Source organism: Paraburkholderia sp. UCT31, from assembly GCF_014397655.1.
Lineage (GTDB): Bacteria > Pseudomonadota > Gammaproteobacteria > Burkholderiales > Burkholderiaceae > Paraburkholderia > Paraburkholderia tuberum.
Map to the genome: position 1 here is coordinate 75,373 of NZ_VZQP01000020.1, position 20,389 is coordinate 95,761.

Annotated in this window: 18 protein-coding genes; 5 read left to right on the forward strand and 13 right to left on the reverse strand. The window is 64.7% G+C overall.

Features of this window, described 5'->3' with window-relative positions:
• Positions 1–271: 271 nt before the first annotated feature.
• Entirely contained in the window at positions 272–979 is a 708-nt protein-coding gene (locus tag F6X40_RS18605; RefSeq protein WP_013090727.1) for a transposase, read from the reverse strand.
• Between the two features lie 187 nt (positions 980–1,166).
• Here F6X40_RS18605 and F6X40_RS18610 point away from each other — a divergent pair, with 187 nt between their 5' ends.
• Together F6X40_RS18610 and F6X40_RS18615 are read left to right on the forward strand one after the other, a co-directional pair.
• A complete protein-coding gene (locus F6X40_RS18610; protein WP_187628813.1) occupies positions 1,167–1,892 on the forward strand; it encodes an OmpW/AlkL family protein in 726 nt (241 codons plus the stop codon).
• Between the two features lie 367 nt (positions 1,893–2,259).
• Positions 2,260–2,640 carry a YqjD family protein gene (locus tag F6X40_RS18615; RefSeq protein WP_184070650.1) on the forward strand — a complete coding sequence of 127 codons (381 nt, stop codon included), beginning with the start codon at positions 2,260–2,262 and terminating at the stop codon, positions 2,638–2,640.
• A 103-nt stretch (positions 2,641–2,743) separates the two neighbouring features.
• Here the strand turns inward: F6X40_RS18615 and F6X40_RS18620 are convergent, their stop codons facing one another.
• The 7 genes from F6X40_RS18620 to pilM all read right to left on the reverse strand — a co-directional run bounded on the left by F6X40_RS18620 (position 2,744) and on the right by pilM (position 10,173).
• The gene (locus F6X40_RS18620; protein WP_187628830.1) at positions 2,744–3,961 is read right to left on the reverse strand and encodes a deoxyguanosinetriphosphate triphosphohydrolase; all 1,218 of its coding nucleotides are present in this window, start codon (positions 3,959–3,961) and stop codon (positions 2,744–2,746) included.
• 144 nt (positions 3,962–4,105) lie between these two features.
• Entirely contained in the window at positions 4,106–5,191 is a 1,086-nt protein-coding gene (gene aroB, locus F6X40_RS18625; protein ID WP_187628814.1) for a 3-dehydroquinate synthase, read from the reverse strand.
• Positions 5,191–5,742: a shikimate kinase gene (locus F6X40_RS18630; RefSeq protein WP_184070656.1), complete on the reverse strand. Its 552-nt coding sequence runs from the start codon at positions 5,740–5,742 to the stop codon at positions 5,191–5,193. Before F6X40_RS18630 ends, aroB begins: the two co-directional genes overlap by 1 nt.
• A gap of 114 nt (positions 5,743–5,856) precedes the next feature.
• Positions 5,857–7,575, reverse strand: a complete 1,719-nt coding sequence (pilQ, locus tag F6X40_RS18635) for a type IV pilus secretin PilQ (RefSeq protein WP_187628815.1) — start codon at positions 7,573–7,575, stop codon at positions 5,857–5,859.
• A complete protein-coding gene (locus F6X40_RS18640) occupies positions 7,572–8,504 on the reverse strand; it encodes a hypothetical protein (protein ID WP_187628816.1) in 933 nt (310 codons plus the stop codon). The genes pilQ and F6X40_RS18640 overlap by 4 nt, the downstream gene beginning before the upstream one ends.
• Entirely contained in the window at positions 8,501–9,187 is a 687-nt protein-coding gene (locus F6X40_RS18645) for a fimbrial assembly protein (protein ID WP_187628817.1), read from the reverse strand. Before F6X40_RS18645 ends, F6X40_RS18640 begins: the two co-directional genes overlap by 4 nt.
• Positions 9,184–10,173, reverse strand: coding sequence for a pilus assembly protein PilM (pilM, locus tag F6X40_RS18650; protein ID WP_184052245.1), 990 nt, complete (start codon positions 10,171–10,173; stop codon positions 9,184–9,186). Before pilM ends, F6X40_RS18645 begins: the two co-directional genes overlap by 4 nt.
• Positions 10,174–10,443: 270 nt before the next feature.
• Here pilM and F6X40_RS18655 point away from each other — a divergent pair, with 270 nt between their 5' ends.
• The gene (locus F6X40_RS18655; RefSeq protein ID WP_187628818.1) at positions 10,444–12,840 is read left to right on the forward strand and encodes a penicillin-binding protein 1A; all 2,397 of its coding nucleotides are present in this window, start codon (positions 10,444–10,446) and stop codon (positions 12,838–12,840) included.
• Positions 12,841–12,934: 94 nt separating this feature from the next.
• Here the strand turns inward: F6X40_RS18655 and cyaY are convergent, their stop codons facing one another.
• Entirely contained in the window at positions 12,935–13,255 is a 321-nt protein-coding gene (gene cyaY, locus F6X40_RS18660) for an iron donor protein CyaY (RefSeq protein WP_090802140.1), read from the reverse strand.
• A 35-nt stretch (positions 13,256–13,290) separates the two neighbouring features.
• On the opposite strand from cyaY, the gene lptM reads away from it, so the two are divergent.
• Positions 13,291–13,635 carry an LPS translocon maturation chaperone LptM gene (gene lptM, locus F6X40_RS18665; RefSeq protein WP_090802141.1) on the forward strand — a complete coding sequence of 115 codons (345 nt, stop codon included), beginning with the start codon at positions 13,291–13,293 and terminating at the stop codon, positions 13,633–13,635.
• 9 nt (positions 13,636–13,644) lie between these two features.
• Positions 13,645–14,907 carry a diaminopimelate decarboxylase gene (gene lysA, locus F6X40_RS18670; RefSeq protein ID WP_187628819.1) on the forward strand — a complete coding sequence of 421 codons (1,263 nt, stop codon included), beginning with the start codon at positions 13,645–13,647 and terminating at the stop codon, positions 14,905–14,907.
• 111 nt (positions 14,908–15,018) lie between these two features.
• Here the strand turns inward: lysA and msrQ are convergent, their stop codons facing one another.
• The 4 genes from msrQ to F6X40_RS18690 form a co-directional block, all read right to left on the reverse strand.
• Positions 15,019–15,720: a protein-methionine-sulfoxide reductase heme-binding subunit MsrQ gene (gene msrQ, locus F6X40_RS18675; protein ID WP_184070673.1), complete on the reverse strand. Its 702-nt coding sequence runs from the start codon at positions 15,718–15,720 to the stop codon at positions 15,019–15,021.
• A 10-nt stretch (positions 15,721–15,730) separates the two neighbouring features.
• Positions 15,731–16,726: a protein-methionine-sulfoxide reductase catalytic subunit MsrP gene (gene msrP, locus F6X40_RS18680; RefSeq protein ID WP_187628820.1), complete on the reverse strand. Its 996-nt coding sequence runs from the start codon at positions 16,724–16,726 to the stop codon at positions 15,731–15,733.
• 207 nt (positions 16,727–16,933) lie between these two features.
• On the reverse strand, positions 16,934–18,145 hold the full coding sequence (ccsB, locus tag F6X40_RS18685) for a c-type cytochrome biogenesis protein CcsB (RefSeq protein ID WP_187628821.1): 1,212 nt from the start codon (positions 18,143–18,145) through the stop codon (positions 16,934–16,936).
• Between the two features lie 4 nt (positions 18,146–18,149).
• Positions 18,150–20,360 carry a cytochrome c biogenesis protein ResB gene (locus F6X40_RS18690; protein ID WP_187628822.1) on the reverse strand — a complete coding sequence of 737 codons (2,211 nt, stop codon included), beginning with the start codon at positions 20,358–20,360 and terminating at the stop codon, positions 18,150–18,152.
• Positions 20,361–20,389 lie beyond the last annotated feature (29 nt).

A 20,389-nucleotide genomic window follows, 5' to 3' on the forward strand; every position in this document is an offset into this window, starting at 1 on the left:
CGCTCTTCTCGCAGCAAGACTGCGCGGGACGAAAAGCGTCGGAAATCGGAATATACGCGACGAATCAAGGAAATAGCAAATAAAACCTACTGATCAGCCCCCGATTATCAAATTGGTGCAGTGCAGTTATTTTTTATTGGTGCCACATCTATTTGAGGCAAAAGAAAACGGCATACGACATGCCGTCTTCATGCAGTCCCTTGATGCAAAACACTTTAATCAGATTTAAAGCGGCTCTATCGGCGCCCCCGGGGTATCGCCTGCCGCCGCCTCACTGCGTATGCGGCGTCTCGCGCACCTTGCGTGGCCGGCCACGCGGTAGGGGTGACACACGTCGGTTGGCGGCGCGCGCCGCCCATTCGCGGTACGTGTCGCTGCCGAGCACCCAGCCCTTCAACGTGGCTTGCTGGAGCTGGCTTGCCTCGCGCTCGTCGAGCGGCTGCTCGCACAGTTCGCGATAAGCACGCTGTCGCTCGAACGGCGTATTGCCGAGCGACCAGTAAAGGGGGTGATCCGTGATCAGACTGTCGAGGGTGAGGCCGATGTGATGACGGTAGCTCGACCAGCGATAATCCTCGGCCGCGTTGACCAGCTGCAAGCGCACCGGACACATTTCCACGACCCGGCTCGCAAGCAGGAAGTAGCGCTCACCCTCGATCACGGTGGCCCGGTAACGGCCTTCCCACAAGGTGCCGCGACGCGCATAACGCCGGTTGAAGTGCGCGACATAGCGCCGCCCGACGGCCTGCATCGCCTTGGGCAGGCTCGACTCCTCGGTGGGCGTGACGAGCAGTTGCACGGCGCCCGGCATCAAGGCGTAAGCGTGGATCGAAAGGTGATGGTCCCGGGAGGCCGCCTTCAGACAGTCGATGAAAAGCTCGTAGTCCTGGTCGTCGACGAAGGCGGGCTGCTGGTCGAGCCCGCGGAGGATGACGTGCTGCGGCTGGTCGGGGACATAAAGACGTGCAAGCCGTGCCATGCTGGAGTGTCCAATAGTCGCGTTGGTATATACCCGAAGGTCCGAAGAGCCGCATGGGCGCAAGGTTCGGCGTCATGCGGCCAAGCCAGAAACCACGTGGTGCTTAGGGAGAAAACTCTAACCGCCGCGTATGGTTTGTTTCAAACGTTGTAGTCATAATGAGCGGGCCTTTTTTGGAGGAGCACATATGAAATTAAAACAGGCCGTAACGGGGATGGCAGTGCTAGCCGGCATGAGCACGGCAGCGCACGCACAATCGGCCGGCACCATTTACTTCTCGACGGGCTGGTTCCATCTTGCGCCCCAATCGAGCAGCGACCCACTGACCGTGACCAGCATTGGCGGTAGCCCAACCAACATCACCGAAGCCAACACCGGCGCCTCGCTGAGTTCGGCCGATACCATCGGTTTCACCGCCGGCTACTTCGTCACCGACCATATCGCAACCGAATTCGTCATTGGCGTCCCCCCTACTTTCGATCTGTTCGGCACGGGCAGCTTCGCGCAGTTCGGCAAGCTCGGGCAGGCCAAACAGTGGAGCCCGACGCTGCTGTTCAAGTACTACTTCAACGCGCCGACTGCTTCGTTCCGCCCGTATCTCGGTCTCGGTGTGAGCCGCATCTGGTTCACCGACGAACACATTTCCAACAGCGCATTCGAAGCCAACGTTCTGCATGGTCCGACCAGTGTGTCGACGGATAGTTCGTGGGAACCTGTGTTTAATGCGGGCTTCACGTACGCCTTCAATCAGCATTGGTTCGCCGGCGTGTCGATCTCGTACCTGCCGCTCAGCACGACCGCAAAGCTCACTTCGGCATCGGCCACGCCGGTCGGCACGCTGACCGTGCAATCGCAAACCAAGATCAAGCTGAACCCGATCGTCACTTACGTCAACGTCGGTTACCGTTTCTAACGCTTCGCTAGAGCGGGTAGCTTGAATTAGGGTAGTCGAATTTTCGCGACCTGGGGAACGCCGTCATCGAACCGATCACGGCGTTTGCATTTGGCGTCTCTGTTGCATCGGGATGGCAGCGTCATCCGGCATCAGCGTTTGTAAATTTGACGCGAATTCGGCGCGTCCATGTGCAAAATCCGGCGACGATACGGGCACGCCCCATCCTGTCGCGAGCCGCACGCGTGCAGCGGTGCCGGCAATGCAGCGCTTGGCATCGAAGTTGCGTTTAGATGGCGTTTCCTATGCGACGACGTGATACTGCGTCTGCGCATTGCGTGTCCGCGCGACGATGCGCGGGGCCTTTCAACTCATCGACGGAGCGACCATGACAGCACTTCCAAATACGCGAGACGCCCTCGGCGAATCCTGGACCAGCGCGAGTCGCCGCGCGCGGCGCATCGCTCGCCACAGCCGCCACGCGGCCGAAGATATCGCGGTCGAGTTGCGCACCCTGCTGTCGGAACTCGAATCGACCTTGGCCGACGGCACGCAGGCCGACGCCGTGGCCTTGCGCGGCAGGCTGCGCAAACAGTTGGACGCCGCGCGCGAGCGGCTGAACGACACGCGCGACGCGATGCGCGATCGTGCGGGCGTGGCGATCTCGGACGCCGATCACTACGTGCGTGAAAATCCGTGGCAGACGATTGCGATCGTCGGCGGGCTTGCGCTGGTGGCGGGGGCGCTGTTCGCGTCCCGTTCGCGATGAAGCTGGCTTGCGCGGTTTGACGGTGCTGGCAAGGGGGCGCGACGGCCGCTTCGATGCGGCAACGCTGAACGTTACGCCCCTTGCCGCGTCCAGCCGCCAGCGGCTAGTTATCGTCGATCACGAACAGCCGCCGATACTCCTTCAGCGCGTAACGATCGGTCATCCCCGCGATGTAATGCGCGATCAAACGCGGCTGACGCGTCGCATCGGCCGACTGATAGTCCGGCGGCAGCAGCCGCGGGTCGTCGGTGAACGCGTCGAACAGGCCGACCACGACGCGGCGTGCCTTGTTGGCCATGCGCATCACGCGATAGTGACGGTACATGTTTCTGAACAGGAAGCGCTTGAGCGCCGCGGCCTGCGCGGCAATCGCATCACTGTGCGCGACGAGCGGGGGCGCCGCGCGCACGTCGTCGAGTGACGCCGGCGCGTAGCGCGCGAGATTGGCCCGCGTCGTTTCGATCAGATCGACGATCAGCGTATTGATCACGCGCCGCACCGTCTCGTGAATCAGCCGACGCCCCTCGATCTGCGGATAGTCGCCGCGCGCCGCCTCGCAGTGCGTCTGCCAGAGTTCCACTTCGGCGAGCTGCTCGAGCGACAGCAGACCGGAGCGCAGCCCGTCGTCGACGTCGTGATTGTTGTACGCGATTTCGTCGGCGAGGTTGGCGATCTGCGCTTCGAGCGACGGTTGCCGCCCTTCGAGAAAGCGCTCGCCCAATGTCCCGAGCCGGCGCGCGTTGTCGCGTGAGCAGTGCTTGAGAATGCCCTCGCGCGTCTCGAAGCACAGGTTCAACCCATTGAACGCTCCGTAGTGCTCTTCAAGTTCGTCGACGACCGTGAGGCTCTGCAGGTTGTGCTCGAAGCCGCCATGCTCGCGCATGCATTCGTTCAACGCATCCTGGCCGGCATGGCCGAACGGCGTATGGCCGAGATCGTGCGCCAGCGAAATCGCTTCGACGAGATCTTCATTGACGCGCAGATTGCGCGCAACCGAGCGCGCGATCTGCGCAACTTCGAGGCTATGGGTGAGGCGCGTGCGAAACAGGTCGCCCTCGTGGTTGACGAATACCTGAGTCTTGTATTCGAGCCGCCGGAATGCGGTCGAGTGGACGATGCGGTCGCGGTCGCGCTGAAACTCGGTACGCGCGCTCGGCGCGGTTTCCGCATAGCGACGCCCACGCGACTGGCTCGAATGCGCCGCGTACGGCGCGAGATGCGCTTCGAGCGCCTGCTGGGTCGGCGCGGGGACGGCGGGTGTGGCAACGGCGGGTGTGGCAACCGCGGCAGCGGCATCCGCGGTGCTGACCGTGGCGGCGATGACGCCGTTCCCGGCGCCTGGGCGCGCGCTCGTCGTGTCATGCTGGATATCGTCGCTGCGCCTGTCAGTCACCGGGTCCTCCGAAACATGGGCGGCGCCTCGTGACGCGGGTGCGTGAAGCGTGGCTGCAGGGCCGTGTTGAATCTAGACGGCGGCGGCCAGCGTCGCATGCACGTCGGCGTCGGGCGCGCGGGTGATCAGTGTCTCACCGAAACGCTTCAGCAGAATGAACTTGATCGCGCCGGCTTCCGCCTTCTTGTCGATCTGCATTAGCTCGACGTAACGATCCGCGCCGAGCGCGGGAGCACGCGTGGGCAGATGCGCGGCAAGCACGACGTCGACGAGCCGCTTGCGCGACGCTTCATCGAGATGGCCGAGCCTCACCGACAGATCCGCCGCCATCACCATTCCGCAGCCGACCGCCTCGCCGTGCAGCCACTCGCCATAGCCGAGTCCGGCTTCGATCGCGTGGCCGAACGTGTGACCGAAGTTGAGGATCGCGCGCAGACCAGTTTCGCGCTCGTCCTGCGCCACCACCGACGCCTTGATCTCGCACGAGCGTTTGACTGCCTCGGTCAACGCCTCCGGTTCGCAGCGGTTCAAAGCCTCGATATTGGCCTCGATCCAGCTGAAGAATCCGGCGTCGGCGATTGCGCCGGTCTTGATGACCTCGGCGATGCCCGCCGCGAGTTCGCGTTCGGGCAACGTACGCAATGCGCCGATGTCAGCGATCACCGCCCGAGGCTGGTAGAACGCGCCGATCATATTCTTGCCCAGCGGATGATTGATACCGGTCTTGCCGCCGACCGACGAATCCACCTGCGACAGCAACGTGGTCGGCACCTGGATGAAAGGCACGCCGCGCATGTAGCAGGCGGCGGCAAACCCGGTCATGTCGCCGATCACACCGCCACCGAGCGCGATCAGCGTGGTCTTGCGGTCGGCGCGCGAGCCGAGCAGCGCGTCGAAGATCAGGTTCAGCGTCTGCAGATTCTTGTGTGCTTCGCCGTCCGGCAAAACCACCGTGGACACCTGCTTGTTCAGCGGCGCAAGCGCTGCGCGCAGCTTGTCGCCGTAGAGCGGATCGACGGTGCTATTGGTGACGATCGTGACCGAGTTGCCGGCGATATGCGGCGCGAACAGCGCGGTCTGGCCGATCAGGCCGGCACCGATATGGATGGGGTAGGCGCGCTCGCCCAGTTCGACGTTGACGGTAATCATACGGTCCATTATGACGCAGGATGTTTGGCGACGCCGGCCATCTCGAGCTGCATCAGAACCATGTTGACGAGTCCGTTGACCGAGGGCCGGCCGGTTTCGATCACGAAGTGCGCGCATTCGCGGTACAGCGGGTCGCGCACTTCATAGAGCGCTTCGAGTCGCGCCTTGGGGTCTTCCGTTTGCAGCAGCGGGCGATTCTTGTCGCGCCGCGTGCGCAGCCACAGGTCATGCGGATTGGCGCGCAGATAGATCACGAGGCCACGGCTTTTCAACGCTTCGCGGTTTTCCGGCCGCAGGACTGCACCGCCGCCGGTCGCGAGCACGATATTGTCGCGCCCGGTCAGCTCGGAGATCACGTTCGCTTCGCGATCGCGAAAGCCCGCTTCGCCCTCGAGCTCGAAGATCACGGGAATGCGCGCGCCCGTGCGCGCCTCGATTTCATGGTCGGAATCGAAGAACGGGCGCTCGAGACGGCGCGCAACCGCCCGACCCACAGTGGTTTTTCCTGCCCCCATGAGCCCTACGAAAAAAACATTGGCGTGTGCGTCCCGCGCTTGCAACGGTGTCCTCTGGCTAATCCGGTGTAGTTCGTGCCGCAGCTTACTGGCAAAGCGGCTGCCTTGTCGAGCCTGCGCGCCGCCGGCGGATGGCGGTGCATGCGTGCCCTATATGCCCTAATTTTCCCGCACCACGCGCGGCGTGATGAAAACCGCCAGTTCGCTACGCGTGTCGCGATGAGTCCGATGGCGGAACAATGCGCCCAGAACCGGTATTTTGCCGAGGAGGGGCACCCGCTCGACGTCGTCACGGTCGTCGGTCTCGTAAATTCCGCCGATCGACACCGTACCACCATCCTCGACCTCGACGCGCGTTTGCACGTGCTTGGTGTTGATCGCGGGCCCGGCGTCGGTCTGCTCGCCGACGCTGTCCTTCGCGACGTCGAGATCGAGCACCACGCGGCCATCCGGCATGATCTGCGGCTCGACCTCCAGTTTGAGCGTCGCCCGGCGAAACTGCACGCCCGATACGCCCTGGCCGACCTTCGCCTGATACGGCAGCTCGGTGCCCTGCTCGACGATCGCCTTCATCCGGTCCGCGGTGACGACCCGTGGGCTCGACACGATTTTCCCATGCCCTTCGGACTCGAGCGCCGAGAGTTCGATATTCAGCAGCCGGGTCGCGTGAGCCGCGAACAGCGTGAGGCCGGCGGTCGCGGCATCGAATCCGGAGATCGGTCGGGCCGACAGATCGTACACGGAGCCGTCCGTTCCACCCGTCAGCCCTCTCGACGTACCGTCCGCGCTGGTGCCGGCGAGCGACAGCCGCACCCCGAGATTGCGCGAAAAGCCCTGGTCGCCTTCGACGATCTGAGCCTCGATCAGCACCTGGCGAGTCGGCCGGTCGACGGAAGCGATCAGCGCCGCGATCTGCTCGAGCCGCCCCGCGAGATCGGTGACGAACAGCAGGTTGGTGCGCGGATCAGCGGTGACGGCGCCACGTTTGGACAGCACGCGCTGGGTGCCGGAACCGGTCAGCAGGCGACGCACGTCCTCGGCGTGCGCGTAGTGCAGCTCGAAGGTGCGGCTCGCGAGCGGCTCGAGGTCCGCGGCGCGCGCGTGGGCTTCGAAGCGCTGACGTTCGCGCGCGGCGAGCTCGGCGGCAGGCGCGACCCAGATTACGTTGCCGTGGCGCTCCATCGCCAGATTGTTGACGTCGAGCAAGGTGTCGAACGCGGTGCGCCACGGCACCTTGTCGAGACGTATCGACACGGCGCCGCGCACTTTGTCGCTGGCGACGATGTTCAGGCCGGTGAACTCGGCGAACGCTTTCAGAACCGCGCCAAGTTGCGCACGCTGAAAGTTCAGCGAGATCGGCTCGTTGCCCGCGGGAAGGCCCGAGTCCGCACTCGCCGATGCGTCGGCGAGGCGCGGCCGCGGCGGCAGCGGGACCGGCGGGCCTTCGAGACCAGGCGTGCCGGCACTGTCGTCGCGAGCCGGGGTGGTGGGTTGTCCTGGCGAAGGCGGCGGCATCGGGCCGTTGGCGACGTCGTCCGGGGAGGCGTCGGGCGCTATCGCGGAGCGCCCGGCCGGCTGGAGCGTGTCCGGCTCCTGGGCCGCGCCTGGCGTGGAAACGTCGCCGAACGGATTCGCCGCCTGGCCGATGCCGCCGCTCGGCAGCGGCGCCGTCTCGTAGGCGGTGTTGGCCGATACGGCCGGATCGTCGAGCGCCGCGTAAGTCGGCAACGGCGGCAGCAGCAGTGGCGTCGCTGCCTGTGCGACGCCGGCACCCAGCGTCGCGGCGACGTAGAGCCCGAAACACCGTCCAGAGACGACGCGGACCTCGCGTCCGACACCCAGCGTCGCGACGCTCCATCGCTTGAGCGTGCGCATCATGACGCCTCCGTCAGCGTCAGCGTGCGCGTCGCGCCGCCGTTCGCGAGCGTAATGCCAAGCGCGTCGAGCTGTGTGACCCGCTCGACGCCCAGTCGTTGCCCGGCCGCGACCGTCGTCGTGCCGTCTGGCGTGTCGAGCAGCGCGAGCCCGCGGGTACGATCGCGCAGCAAACCGACAAGGCGCAACTCAGAAGCATCACCCAGCTCGCCGCTCGCGGAGATCTGCGACTTCGCAAACGGATCGAAGAACACGAGGCCTTCGTCGTCATCGTCGGCAGCCTCGTCGGCGTCAGGGCTCGCCTCGGCGCTCGCAGCCGGGGTGTCGGGCACCGGTCGCAGCGCGGCGTACACCTGCAGCGTCGCGGCCACCGCGAGCCCTTTGCCGTCCTGCTTGACGGTCACGTCGACGGGAACGATCAGCACCGGCAGTTGCGCGAGCCCGTGGAAAAACGCCATCAGGTGAACGAAGTCGGTGCGCGCGGTGAGCTGCAGCACGCGCATCCGCTCGACGCCCTCGCCGCTCGCCGCGCCCGGTTCCACCGCAAGCAGCGCGACGCCGCTTTGCGTGGCCAGCTCGGAGACGATGCGCACGTCGTCGGCGGAGTTCCACGACACGGCGCTCGACGCCGTGGCCGGCATCGCCGCGGCTGCACGGCGCAGCGACGGCAGCTGTGCGAGCGTGTGCCGCGCGTCCGCGAGACGCTGCGTGCTGAGCGCGAGCGCCGCGCGGCTCGCTTCCAGTCCGGCGAGATCAGCCGCGTTCCAGCCGTACGCGCCGACACCGAACACGAGCGCGGCAAGCGTCGCCGCGACGAGCCAGCGACGGCGCCGGCTCCACGCCTCGAGCGGCATACGCGCCCGCTTGACCCAGCGCGAAAAACCCGCGGACCCATGCGCCGCACCACGCGCCTCGAAAAAGGTCGTGCTCATCGCGCACCTCCCGTTGGTGCGGCCTTCAGGGCGCGCGTCGCTTTGTGCGGCGGATCGCCCCAGCGCAGGCGCGCATCGAACTCCACGGGTCCGCCTATCGCCTGTTCCGTCGACGCGCCGCCCTTCCCCGTCGGCCGATGCAGATCGCGCATCTCCGCGCCCTGCACGCCGTGGATCGCGCCGAGCCGCTTGAGCCACTCAGCCGACGCGATATGGCCACTCGAAGTCGCCAGCAATTCAGTCTCGTACTCGCGCTGGCGCAACTGCCGCAACACGACGCGATCGCCGGGTTCGAAGCTCAGCGCGTCGAGCAGGTCGCGCAGATGTGCGAGCGGCCTTGCGAGACTCGCGGCGCGCGCCGCGGCTTCGCGCTCGTCCTGTTCGGCCCGTGACAGCGTCGCGTGCTCCGCGAGCGACACGGCGAGCGGAGTCAGCGCCTGCCCGGCCGCCGCGCGCCGCGCATCGAGCCGCGCTGCGGCGAAGCTCTGCCAACCGGCGACGAGCAACACACCCGCGGCACCGACACAAGCGGCCACAGCCCAGTCGCGCATACAGCGGCGCCGCGCGAGTCGCGCGTTGCGTTGGCGATACGGCAGCAGATTGAAGCCGCCCAGCCACGGTACAGCGGCGCGCTGATCGGCATTCGCGGCGACGCCAGACGAAAACGACAGAACGGCCTTCATTCCAGCACCCCGCGCAACGCGAGCCCAAACGCGACCGCGCCAGCCGGCTCGTGCAGCAAGGCGTCGTCGAGCGGCCGCGCGTGGCTGCCGAGCAGCGCGCATTCGAACGGCAGCGCCGAGCAGCCGAGCACGTCGCCAATATCGGCGAGTGAAAAGCCGACGCCGTCGAGCAGATCGATTTCGCCGCCAATCAGCGCGCAGTCGAACTCCGGCCCGTGCGTGAGATCGCGCAACGCGTCGGCGAGATCGGCATGCTCGGGCGCCGGGTAGCGCATCTCGCCGACGCTCGCGCCATCGACGACGCTCCAGCCGTACACGCCGTCCGTACCGACCCACACCGCCGCGTACGGCTCGTTCGGGTCGAGCTCGCGACTGGCCGCGTGGCGCAGCGCGCGCAATGCCGCGTGCGGTTCGCCATCGATCGCGGACAGCGAAATCCCTGCGGTCGCGGCGCATTCGATCCGCGCTTCGAGATGCTGACGCGCGGTCGCGGCGATCTTCACCGAGCGCACCGGCGACGGCGTCTCGTCGACGTACCAGTCGACCGCGAGCGCATGACGCTCGAGGCCGGCGATGCGCTCCGCCTCTCCCATCACCGCGGGCGCAAGTCCGGCGAGCGCAACGCCGCCGTCCTCCGCCTCGCAGTCGCTCTGAGCGGCGAGCCGCGCGAGCGGCACTGTCGTCGTCAGCGTGGCCGACGAAGGCACGGCCATCGCGCAGCGCAGCGCGTGCGTCGCGCATACGCGCGGCAAACCGGCGAACGCATCGCGCAACGCCCGCGCGACGGCCTGCCGATCGACGATCTCGGCGCCCGCCATGGTGCCGGCCGCGAGCGGCACCGTGCTCATATGTTCGAGATGCAGCGCGCCCCGGGCGCGTTGACTCACCACGACGAGACGCACGTTTTGCGAACCGACATCGATGCCGGCGGCGAAACGCTGCCGGCCCTCCCGCACCGCCTGAAGCCACGAATTTTTATAGGCCATACCGCCCTCCCTCTGACTCACGCGACGAACCATTCGAACGCGAGTAACGAGGGATCATTGTCGGCAGACGCACGTCCTAACGACATTCAGCCGAATGGCTAACGCGGATGCGAAGCCGCCCCGAGCGACATCAAAGCGACTACAGTTGGGACTACGGCGAAGTCATTCCCGCGCCGCCTGGCGTGTGCCGATTGCGCGTTATTCGTAAGCTTGTCGAAAGCAGAAAAACCCTGGCGGCTATAATCGCGGGACTGTTTTTCCGGTACTCCTATGCAAGCCACGTCTCCTGCGTCCCCACCGCCCGCGCCGAAAAAGCGCAAACGTCCGTTATGGCTGAAGCTGATCCTTGGCTTTGTCGGGTTGATCGTGGCGGGCATCGTCTGCGTGGCGCTGGTGCTCGGCTATGCGCTCGTCGTCGCGACGCCGAACCTGCCGTCACTCGATGCATTGACCGACTATCAGCCCAAAGTGCCGCTGCGAATCTATACGGCCGATCACGTGCTGATCGGCGAATTCGGCGCGGAGCGGCGCGACATCGTGCACATCCAGGACGTGCCCGACAGCCTGAAGAAAGCGATCCTCGCGATCGAGGACGCGCGCTTCTATGAGCACGGTGGCGTCGACCTCACCGGCATCGCGCGAGCCGGCTTCGTCGCGCTGACCAACGGTCATGCGACCCAAGGCGCGAGCACGATCACGATGCAGGTCGCGCGCAACTTCTTTCTGTCCAGCGAGAAGACGTACACGCGCAAGATCTACGAGATGCTGCTCGCGTACAAGATCGAGTCGAAGCTGAGCAAGGATCAGATTCTCGAGGTGTACATGAATCAGATCTATCTCGGTCAGCGCGCGTATGGTTTCGCGAGTGCCGCGCGCGTGTACTTCGGCAAGGATCTGAAGGACCTGACGCTCGCCGAATCGGCGATGCTCGCCGGTCTGCCGAAGGCGCCCTCCGCGTATAACCCGGTCGTCAATCCGAAGCGTGCGAAGGTGCGCCAGGAGTACATCCTGCAGCGCATGTACGAATTGCACTACATCACTCAGGAACAGTACGACGAGGCGAGCCGGCAGCGGCTCGTCGTGAAGGGCATGGGCAAGGAGTACAGCGTACACGCGGAATACGTCGCGGAAATGGTGCGGCAGATGATGTACGCGCAGTATCGCGAGGAAGCCTACACGCGCGGCCTGAACGTCGTGACCACGATCGACTCGGCCGATCAGGACGTCGCCTACCACGCGGTGCGCAAAGGCTTGATGGACTACGAGCGCCGTCACGGCTATCGCGGCCCGGAGGCGTTCATCGATCTGCCGGCCGACGCCGACGAGCGCGAGCAGGCCATCGACGACGCGCTGCTCGAACATCCCGACAATGGCGAAATCATCGCGGCCGTCGTCACGGCGGCGAGCCCGAAGCAGGTCCAGGCGGCGTTCATCGACGGCAATGTCGCGACCATTCAGGGCGACGGCCTGCGCTATGCGCAGTTCGCGCTCGGCCCGCGCGCGCAGCCGAATCAGCGCATCCGGCCCGGCGCGATCGTGCGGCTCGTGAAGAACGACGAGGGCGACTGGTCGATCACGCAATTGCCCCAGGTGGAAGGCGCGTTCATCTCGCTGGTGCCGCAGGACGGTGCGATCCGCTCGCTGGTCGGCGGCTTCGACTTCAACAAGAACAAGTTCAATCACGTGACGCAGGCGTGGCGTCAGCCGGGCTCCAGCTTCAAGCCGTTCATCTATTCGGCGTCGCTCGAAAAGGGCCTCGGGCCCGCCACGATCATCAACGACGCGCCGCTCTTCTTCAGCGCCGCCGAAACCGGCGGCCAGGCGTGGGAGCCGAAAAACTACGGCGGCGGCTTCGACGGTCCGATGACGATGCGCACCGCGCTGCAGAAATCGAAGAACCTCGTGTCGATCCGCATCCTGAACCAGATCGGCCCGAAGTACGCGCAGCAATACATCACACGGTTTGGCTTCGACGCGGACCGCCATCCCGCCTATCTGCCGATGGCGCTCGGCGCGGGTCTCGTGACGCCGCTGCAAATGGCCGGCGCGTTCTCGGTGTTCGCCAACGGCGGCTACCGGATCAATCCGTATCTGATCGCGGAGGTCACCGATCAGCGCGGCGTCGTCGTCGCGCACGCGCAGCCGCTCGTGGCCGGGCAAAGCGCGCCGTTCGCGATCCAACCGCGCAACGCCTACGTGATGAACAGCCTGCTGCAAAGCGTCGCGCAGCACGGCACCGGGGCGAAGAGCAACGTGCTCAAGCGCACCGATCTCGCCGGCAAGACCGGCACGACCAACGATTCCCGTGACGCGTGGTTCGCCGGCTATCAGCACACGCTCACCGCGATCGCGTGGATCGGCTACGACAACCCGCGCAGCCTCGGCGACAAGGAAACCGGCGGCGGCCTGGCGCTGCCGGTGTGGATCGAGTACATGGGACGCGCGATGAAGGGGGTGCCCGAGTACAAGATGCCACGCCCCGACGACGTCAGCGAAATCGGCTCGGAGCTTTATTTCGACGAGTTCACGCCGGGCCACGGTTTCATCGCGACGGTCGGCGTCAGTCAGGCGACGCTCGATGCGGAGGCGAGCGCGGCAGCCGCCGCTCCGGAACAGGTTGGCGAACAGGAAAAGCAGGACATCATGAATCTGTTCCGCGGGCACTGAGGCTGCGTCGATGTCCCGCTAGAAATGAAAAAACCGCCGCGTTCGTTACGCGGCGGTTTTGTTTTGAGAGCGTCTCGCGCTTATTACACCGCGCTCATAGCGCGGCGATCCGCACCGGCTCGCCAGCCTGCTGCGTCGCATACTGCGACAGCGCCGCGAAAAACTCCGCGCCGCTGCGCGTGTCGCGCCATTCACCGTCGACGAAACGGAAGTGGAAACCGCCGGCCTTCGCCGCGATCCAGATCTCGCTCATCGGCGGCTGAAGGTTGACGATGATCTTCGTGCGGTTCTCGAATTCGAGCGTCAAAACGTTGCCGCTGCGCTCGAGCTCGATGTCGGCGTCGATGTCGTCGAGCGCGCTCTCGATGGCGGCCAGCACGGCTTCCGCACGGGTCAGGTAATCACTATCGGACATGCTAAACTCCATCGATTATTCATTCAGGGACAGTCATGCGAGTCGTAACTCGGATGCGCGCGGCAGCGCCCGGCCGCGCGATTGTAGCGGTTTTAGTCATTCTCGCAGGTTGTGCGCTTACCGGCTGCGGCCAACGCGGCTCACTCTATCTGCCGACCGTACCGCCGATGCCTGCCCCGCCGGCTCACCGCACGCAAACGCCATCGACCGATCGAACGCAACCGGCTAGCGGCAGCGCGGCCGACACGGGTTCGATCCCGGACACCTCGGGCACGCCGCTCACGCTCGCCCCCGAAGACCAGCTCGCGGCGCCGCCCGCTTCGGCGGCATCGGCTCCCGCAGTGCCGCTGCCCGCCTCTGCCGTCCCTTCCGTTCAATAAGACTTTCGCATGACTCGATCCGCATTTGACTACGTCGACGGCGTATTGCACGCCGAAGGCGTGTCCGCCGTTTCCCTCGCCGAGCAGTTCGGCACGCCGCTCTACGTCTATTCACGCGCCGCGCTCACCGCTGCCTGGAACGCCTATGCGGGCGCCTGCGCGGGGCGTCGCGCGAGCGTGCACGTGGCCGTCAAGGCCAACAGCAATCTCGCGGTGCTGAACGTGTTCGCGCGCCTCGGCGCGGGCTTCGACATCGTGTCGGGCGGCGAGCTCGCGCGCGTGCTCGCGGCCGGCGGAAAAGCGGAAAACACCGTGTTTTCGGGCGTTGGCAAGCAGGCAAGCGAAATGCGCGACGCGCTCGCGGCGGGCGTCAAATGCTTCAACGTCGAATCGATTCCCGAACTCGCCCGCCTCAACGCGGTGGCGGGCGAGATGGGCAAGAAAGCGCCGGTGTCGCTGCGCGTGAATCCCGATGTCGATGCGAAAACGCATCCGTACATTTCCACCGGACTCAAGACCAACAAGTTCGGCGTCGCGTTCGAAGATGCGCGTGCCACCTACCAGGCGGCCGCGGCGATGTCGAATCTCGAGGTGATCGGCATCGACTGCCATATTGGCTCGCAGATCACCGAAGTCGCGCCCTATCTCGACGCGATCGACAAGGTGCTGGAACTCGTCGAGCAGATCGAGGAGGACGGCGTGTCGATTCGCCATATCGACGTCGGCGGCGGTCTGGGCATCACCTACGACGACGAAACGCCGCCGGAAATCGGTGAGTTCGTGCGCACGGTGCTCGATCGCATCGAAGCGCGCGGCCACGGTCACCGCGAAGTCTATTTCGAGCCGGGCCGCTCGCTGGTCGGCAATGCGGGCGTGCTGCTCACACGTCTCGAGTTTCTGAAGCCGGGCGAGGACAAGAACTTCGCGATCGTCGACGCGGCGATGACCGATCTCGCGCGCCCCGCGATGTACGACGCCTATCATGCCATCGAGCCGGTCGTGAAGCGCGACGTCCCCGCGCATGTGTACGACGTGGTCGGCCCGGTCTGCGAAAGCGGCGACTGGCTCGGCCGCGAGCGGCTGCTCGCGGTCGAACCCGGCGATCTGCTCGCGATCCGCTCGGCCGGCGCGTACGGCTTCGTGATGAGCTCGAACTACAACACCCGTGCGCGCGCCGCCGAGGTGATGGTGGATGGTACACAGGCGCATGTGGTTCGCGCGCGCGAAGAGGTCAAGCAGCTGTTTGCGGATGAAACGATACTGCCGGCGTAAACGTCAGTACCTGCGACAGAGCGCGAAGGTCGAGCGCAGCAACGAAAATGGCGATGCCACGGTGGCATCGCCATTTTTATTTGAAACAGCGTGACGCCAATAAACTCGCCATCATCGTCGGCGCGTTCCCATCCTCCGCTCACGTATCCACACCACCAGCCGCCATCCCAGCAACGCGATCATCACCGCGCCGTAGATCTTCGGCAGCAGCAGGTCGTGCTTGCCCGCCTTCATCCACCAGAAATGCAGGATCGCGAGCACGCCGATCGCATAGATCGCGCGATGCAGCGTCTGCCAGCGACGTCCGAGCTTGCGCACCATCGCGCGCGGCGACGTGACCGCAAGCGCGATCAGCAGCACGAACGCGGTGAAGCCCACCGTGATGAACGGCCGCTTGCCGATGTCCTTCAGAATCTCCGCAACATCGAACCACTTATCGAACCACAGGTACGTGGTGAAATGCAGCGTCGCGTAGAAGAACGTGTAGAGCCCGAGCATGCGGCGGAAACGCACGAACGCGGCGACGCCGGTCAGACGGCGTAGCGGCGTCACCGCGAGCGTGATGCACAGGAACACGAGCGTCCACAGGCCGGTCGAGCGCGTGATGAATTCAATCGGATTCGCGCCGAGCCGGTCGGTCAGGCCGAACAGCACGAGGCGCGCGAGAGGATAGAGCGCCGCGATGAAGACTGCGACTTTGGTGGGCACGACCCAGCGCGCGCCGCCGGTGGAACGCGGCTTCACCGCCGACGCCGACGACGTCCGCCGCGTCGCAGGCTCGGTGCGGGTGACAGTTTGCGTATCGGAAACCATCGCGCTCGCCCTAGAAGTTCTTCTTCAGGTCCATGCCCTGATAGAGCGACGCGACCTGATCGCCGTAACCGTTGAACATCAGCGTCTTGCGTTTCGGCGTGAAAAAGCCGTCTTCGCCGATGCGCCGTTCAGTGGCTTGACTCCAGCGCGGATGATCGACATTCGGATTCACGTTCGAATAAAACCCATATTCGTTCGACGCGTACGTGTTCCAGCTCGTCGGCGGCTGCTTCTCGACGAAGCGGATTTTCACGAGCGACTTCGCGCTCTTGAAGCCGTACTTCCACGGCACCACGACGCGCACCGGCGCGCCGTTCTGATTCGGCAGTACCTGGCCATAGAGGCCCATCGTCAGTAGCGTCAGCGGATGCATCGCCTCGTCCATCCGCAGGCCTTCGGAGTACGGCCAATCGAGTATGGGTGCCGACAACCCTGGCATCTGCGACGGATCGGCGAGCGTGATGAACTGCACGTACTTTGCATTGCCGCTCGGTTCGACGCGTTTGATCAGCTCCGACAGCGAGACGCCGATCCACGGCACCACGATCGACCAACCTTCGACGCAGCGATGCCGGTACACACGCTCCTCGAGCGGCGCGAGCTTCAGCAGATCGTCGATGTCGTACACCTTCGGATTCTTGATCTCGCCCTCGACGCTCACCTTCCACGGATGCGGCCGCAACGTGCCCGCGCGCTGCGAGGGGTCGGATTTATCGGTGCCGAACTCGTAGAAATTGTTGTAGGTTGTGATGTCCTTGTACGGCGTGATCTTGTCGAGCGCGACGAACCTAGTGTTGGTTTTCGCCGCGAGCTTCTGCGCCTTCGGATCGGGCGACGAGTAGGTCGCGAGCGCCTCGCCGCTCACGCCGATCAGGCCACCGAGCGCCATCGCGCCCGCCGCCTGCAGGATGCGTCGCCGGTTTTCGAACACGTGCCGCGGCGCGATTTCGCTGCGCGCGATGTCATCGCCGGTCAGTTGAATTCTGTCGCTTCGCTTGATCCACATCGTGCTACTCCTTGCCGGCCCGCCGCGTCGCGCGCGTTGCGGAGCCTTATTGATGATCGCCCCTTTGGGGGCGTCTGTCATCCATGGGTAGTTGCTCCAGGTGCTCGACTGGCGAACACCGGGGCGCAACGAATATTCCATCGGCCATAAAAAAACCGCCGGTGCGAAAGCACGCGGCGGTTCTTAGTCGGTTCAGCGCGGCGGATCTTACAGCTTGCCGTAGCTATGCAAGCCCGACAGGAACATGTTCACGCCGAGGAACGCGAAGCTCGTGACCAGCAGCCCGGTCAGCGCCCACCACGCGGCGAGCGCGCCCCGCAGGCCCTTCATCATACGCATGTGCAGCCAGGCCGCGTAGTTCAGCCACACGATCAGCGCCCACGTCTCCTTCGGGTCCCAGCTCCAGTAGCCGCCCCAGGCTTGGGCGGCCCACAGCGCGCCGAGAATCGTCGCGATCGTGAAGAACGCGAAGCCGACCGCGATCGACTTGTACATCACGTCGTCGAGCACGTCGAGCGCCGGCAGACGATCCGCGAGCACGCCGCGTTCCTTCGCCAGATATGCGACGCCGACCATCGCCGACAGCGCGAAGCTGCCATAGCCGATGAAGTTCGCCGGCACGTGAATCTTCATCCACCAGCTTTGCAGCGCCGGCACGAGCGGCTGGATCTGCTGCGCGTCGCGCGCGACCGAGTACCACATCAGAAAGCCGACGGCTGCGCTGATCACGAGCAACACGAACGCGCCGAGCGCGCGCGTGTTGTAGTGCTGCTCGTAGTACAGATAGAACAGCGCGGTGATCAGGCTGAACAGCACGAACACTTCATAGAGGTTCGAAATCGGAATATGGCCGACGTCCGCGCCGATCAGATACGACTCGTACCAGCGCACCATCATGCCGACGAAGCCCATCAGCACCGCCGCCCACGTCATCTTCGAGCCGATCGCGGCGCCGGTCGGCGAGCGCGACAGCAGCGCGATCCAGTAGAACCCGGTCGCGAATACGAAGAGCGCGCTCATCCACAGGATCGCGGACTGGCTCGACAGGAAATACTTGAGGAAGAAAGCGTTGTCGGCGCGGCTCAGATCGCCGTGGTAGATCTGGATTGCGAGCAGCGACAGCGCGGCGATTCCCACCATCAGCGGACGCACCGGCTTCCAGCGCCAGCCGAGCACGACGAAAACCGGCACCGAGCACATCAGCACCAGTTTGTCGTAGTAGTTCATGAACGGGTGATAGCGCGACAGCGCGAACCCGGCGCCCCCGACAAGCGCGAGCGCGAACAGCCAGTCGACGATACCCAGGCGTTTCAGGAACGGCCGTTCGTCGAAGTTCGGGAGTTCGGGCGTGCTGCTCGCAAACGCCTTGTCGGCGCGTGAAGCAGAAGAAGAGGAGGAGGAAACCTGAGTCAAGTCCATGATCTTACCGGGTCGAATCCTGTGAGCTTGCCGACGCAGCGGCGGCCTGACCGGCCGGGCTGGCATCGGCTGCTTCGATGAGTTTCGCGCCCAGTGCGGCGCTCACGGCGGCCCGCGTCTGGACGAACTCTTTCTCGAAGTCTAGCGTCTTACGCGCGCTCGACATCGCCATTACGACGCTCGTGCCGTGGTCCGTGTCCTTGAGCCAGAACCACAGACGCCGTTCGCGAACGTAGAACATCGAGAAGATGCCCAATACGAGAAGCAGGCTGCCAAGATACACGACTTTTTTGCCCGGCGCGCGCGTCAACTGAAATACCGAAGCTTGCACCTGCTTGAATGAGTCAAGCTGCAAATAGACCGGCGATCCATACAGAAAGCTGTCGGAAATCGCATTAAGCGAGCTCTGGATGAAGCGGCTCGTGTCCGCATCGGCCGGCGCGGCGGGCTCGCCGAGCCGCTGGCGCGACAGTTGCCACAAGTCCCACGTCACGCCTTCGAGCATGCGAAGCAGCAGGCCCGCGGCCTTTTCCTGCTCGCCCTTCGGTACCGAGCGGTCGATAAACCCAGCGACCGCCTGGAAGCCGCCGAGCGTTTCGCCATTCGGCATCTTCATGCTGCTGTCGGCGCCCGCAAAAAGGGTCAGCACCCGCAAGGCGCTTTCCTCCAGATGTTGCTGCAACTCCGCATTTGAACCCGGCACCGAACGCTGCGCGAATTGATGAGCGGCGATGGCCCGTTGGTTAGGGTCTTCCAGCGTGGCGCGCAGATTCATCCATTCCTTGAGCGTGCCGCCGCTATCGGCGGGAATTCGCAGATAGCGGAACGGGTCGTCGGGATTCAAGCGCATGCCGGCGAGGAACATTTTCTCGCCGTTCACGTCGACGGGCAGCATGTAGTTGTTGTATTCGCGCGCCTGGCCATCCTTGCCGCGAATCTTGTACTGCACCGACGGGCCGACGTTGTGCAGATCGAGCGGCTTCGACGTTTTCGCGCCGGAGCCGAGGCGCTCGTCGAACGCTTCCTTCAGCGAGTGCTGCGCGACAACCCCGCGCGCATCGTTCTGCCCGTTGCCGTTCGAGATGTTTTCGACGTTGATCGCGCGGAAGTCGGTGAATTCGACGCTCTGGCCATCGGCCAGCGGCGTGGCCGAGCTCAACGGCGCGCTGCCGCCGATCGTGCCGCCAAACGGCGCGGGCTTTGCACTCGGGCCGGACATCGGGAAGGCAGTCATCTGCATCTGCGAGCCGCCGTCCTGGAAGCTCGATTGATAAATCGACACGCCGTCGTATTCGAACGGCTTGTTGACCTCGACGCGCGCCGGCACGCGCGCGCCGGTCTTGTGATCGATCACGACGATGTCGCTCGCGAACAGCTTCGGCATGCCGGTCGAGTAGTAATCGACGATGAACTTGTTGAGCTCGATCGAAAACGGCAGGTCCTGGATCAGCGAACCATTGGGCTGATTCAGGATCGCGGTCGACACGTGCTGCCCTTCGGGTACCCACGCGTAGCCGCGGAACGTCGGGTTCGATTGCGACAGCCGATGCTCGGGCGAAATCTCGTTGATCACCGTGTTTGAGTTGATCGGCGACTTGTCGAACAGCCACATTTGCAGCTTGATCGGCAGATTGCTGTCGAGCAGGCCGCCGAGGCAGATCACGACGATTGCGAGGTGCGCGAAGATGTAGCCGAACTTCGTCAGCGCGCCACGCTTCGCGGCGATCAACGTCGCGCCGTCCGACTCGCGCGTGACGAACTTGTAGCCGAGCTTCGCCGACAACCTTGCGAGCACCGCTGCCGACTGCGCGCGCGTGCCGTGCACCACGAACTCACCCTTGTGATGGAACGCGCGCAGGCTGCCTTCTCGAACCTTGTCCTTCCAGCTCTTCACGTCGGCGACCATCTTCGGCGCATTTCGGATCACGCAGAGCGACACAGACACCATCAGGAAGCCGAGAATCAGCATGAACCACCACGAGCTGTACACCGTGTAGAGGCTCAGCGCGCGGAAGATGTCCGCCCAGAACGGACCGAACTGGTTGACGTAGTTGGGATACGGATCGTCCTGCGTGAGGACGGTACCGATGATGCTGGCGATCGACAGAATGACGAGCAGCGCAATGGCGAAACGCATCGAGCTCAGGAGCTCGATGGCGCTGCGCATGACGCGATTGCCCGACTTCGACTGCAGACCCGACGTGGTGACGCTCATTCAAACTCCGACTGAACAGCAAAAAAGGG

Coding starts and splice junctions, on each gene's coding strand:
- F6X40_RS18605 (WP_013090727.1), bottom strand. CDS start 979: ATGGCACGGCTTGCACGTCTTTATGTCCCCGACCAGCCGCAGCACGTC.
- F6X40_RS18610 (WP_187628813.1), top strand. CDS start 1,167: ATGAAATTAAAACAGGCCGTAACGGGGATGGCAGTGCTAGCCGGCATG.
- F6X40_RS18615 (WP_184070650.1), top strand. CDS start 2,260: ATGACAGCACTTCCAAATACGCGAGACGCCCTCGGCGAATCCTGGACC.
- aroB (WP_187628814.1), bottom strand. CDS start 5,191: ATGGACCGTATGATTACCGTCAACGTCGAACTGGGCGAGCGCGCCTAC.
- pilQ (WP_187628815.1), bottom strand. CDS start 7,575: ATGATGCGCACGCTCAAGCGATGGAGCGTCGCGACGCTGGGTGTCGGA.
- F6X40_RS18640 (WP_187628816.1), bottom strand. CDS start 8,504: ATGAGCACGACCTTTTTCGAGGCGCGTGGTGCGGCGCATGGGTCCGCG.
- F6X40_RS18645 (WP_187628817.1), bottom strand. CDS start 9,187: ATGAAGGCCGTTCTGTCGTTTTCGTCTGGCGTCGCCGCGAATGCCGAT.
- pilM (WP_184052245.1), bottom strand. CDS start 10,173: ATGGCCTATAAAAATTCGTGGCTTCAGGCGGTGCGGGAGGGCCGGCAG.
- F6X40_RS18655 (WP_187628818.1), top strand. CDS start 10,444: ATGCAAGCCACGTCTCCTGCGTCCCCACCGCCCGCGCCGAAAAAGCGC.
- cyaY (WP_090802140.1), bottom strand. CDS start 13,255: ATGTCCGATAGTGATTACCTGACCCGTGCGGAAGCCGTGCTGGCCGCC.
- lptM (WP_090802141.1), top strand. CDS start 13,291: ATGCGAGTCGTAACTCGGATGCGCGCGGCAGCGCCCGGCCGCGCGATT.
- lysA (WP_187628819.1), top strand. CDS start 13,645: ATGACTCGATCCGCATTTGACTACGTCGACGGCGTATTGCACGCCGAA.
- msrQ (WP_184070673.1), bottom strand. CDS start 15,720: ATGGTTTCCGATACGCAAACTGTCACCCGCACCGAGCCTGCGACGCGG.
- msrP (WP_187628820.1), bottom strand. CDS start 16,726: ATGTGGATCAAGCGAAGCGACAGAATTCAACTGACCGGCGATGACATC.
- ccsB (WP_187628821.1), bottom strand. CDS start 18,145: ATGGACTTGACTCAGGTTTCCTCCTCCTCTTCTTCTGCTTCACGCGCC.
- F6X40_RS18690 (WP_187628822.1), bottom strand. CDS start 20,360: ATGAGCGTCACCACGTCGGGTCTGCAGTCGAAGTCGGGCAATCGCGTC.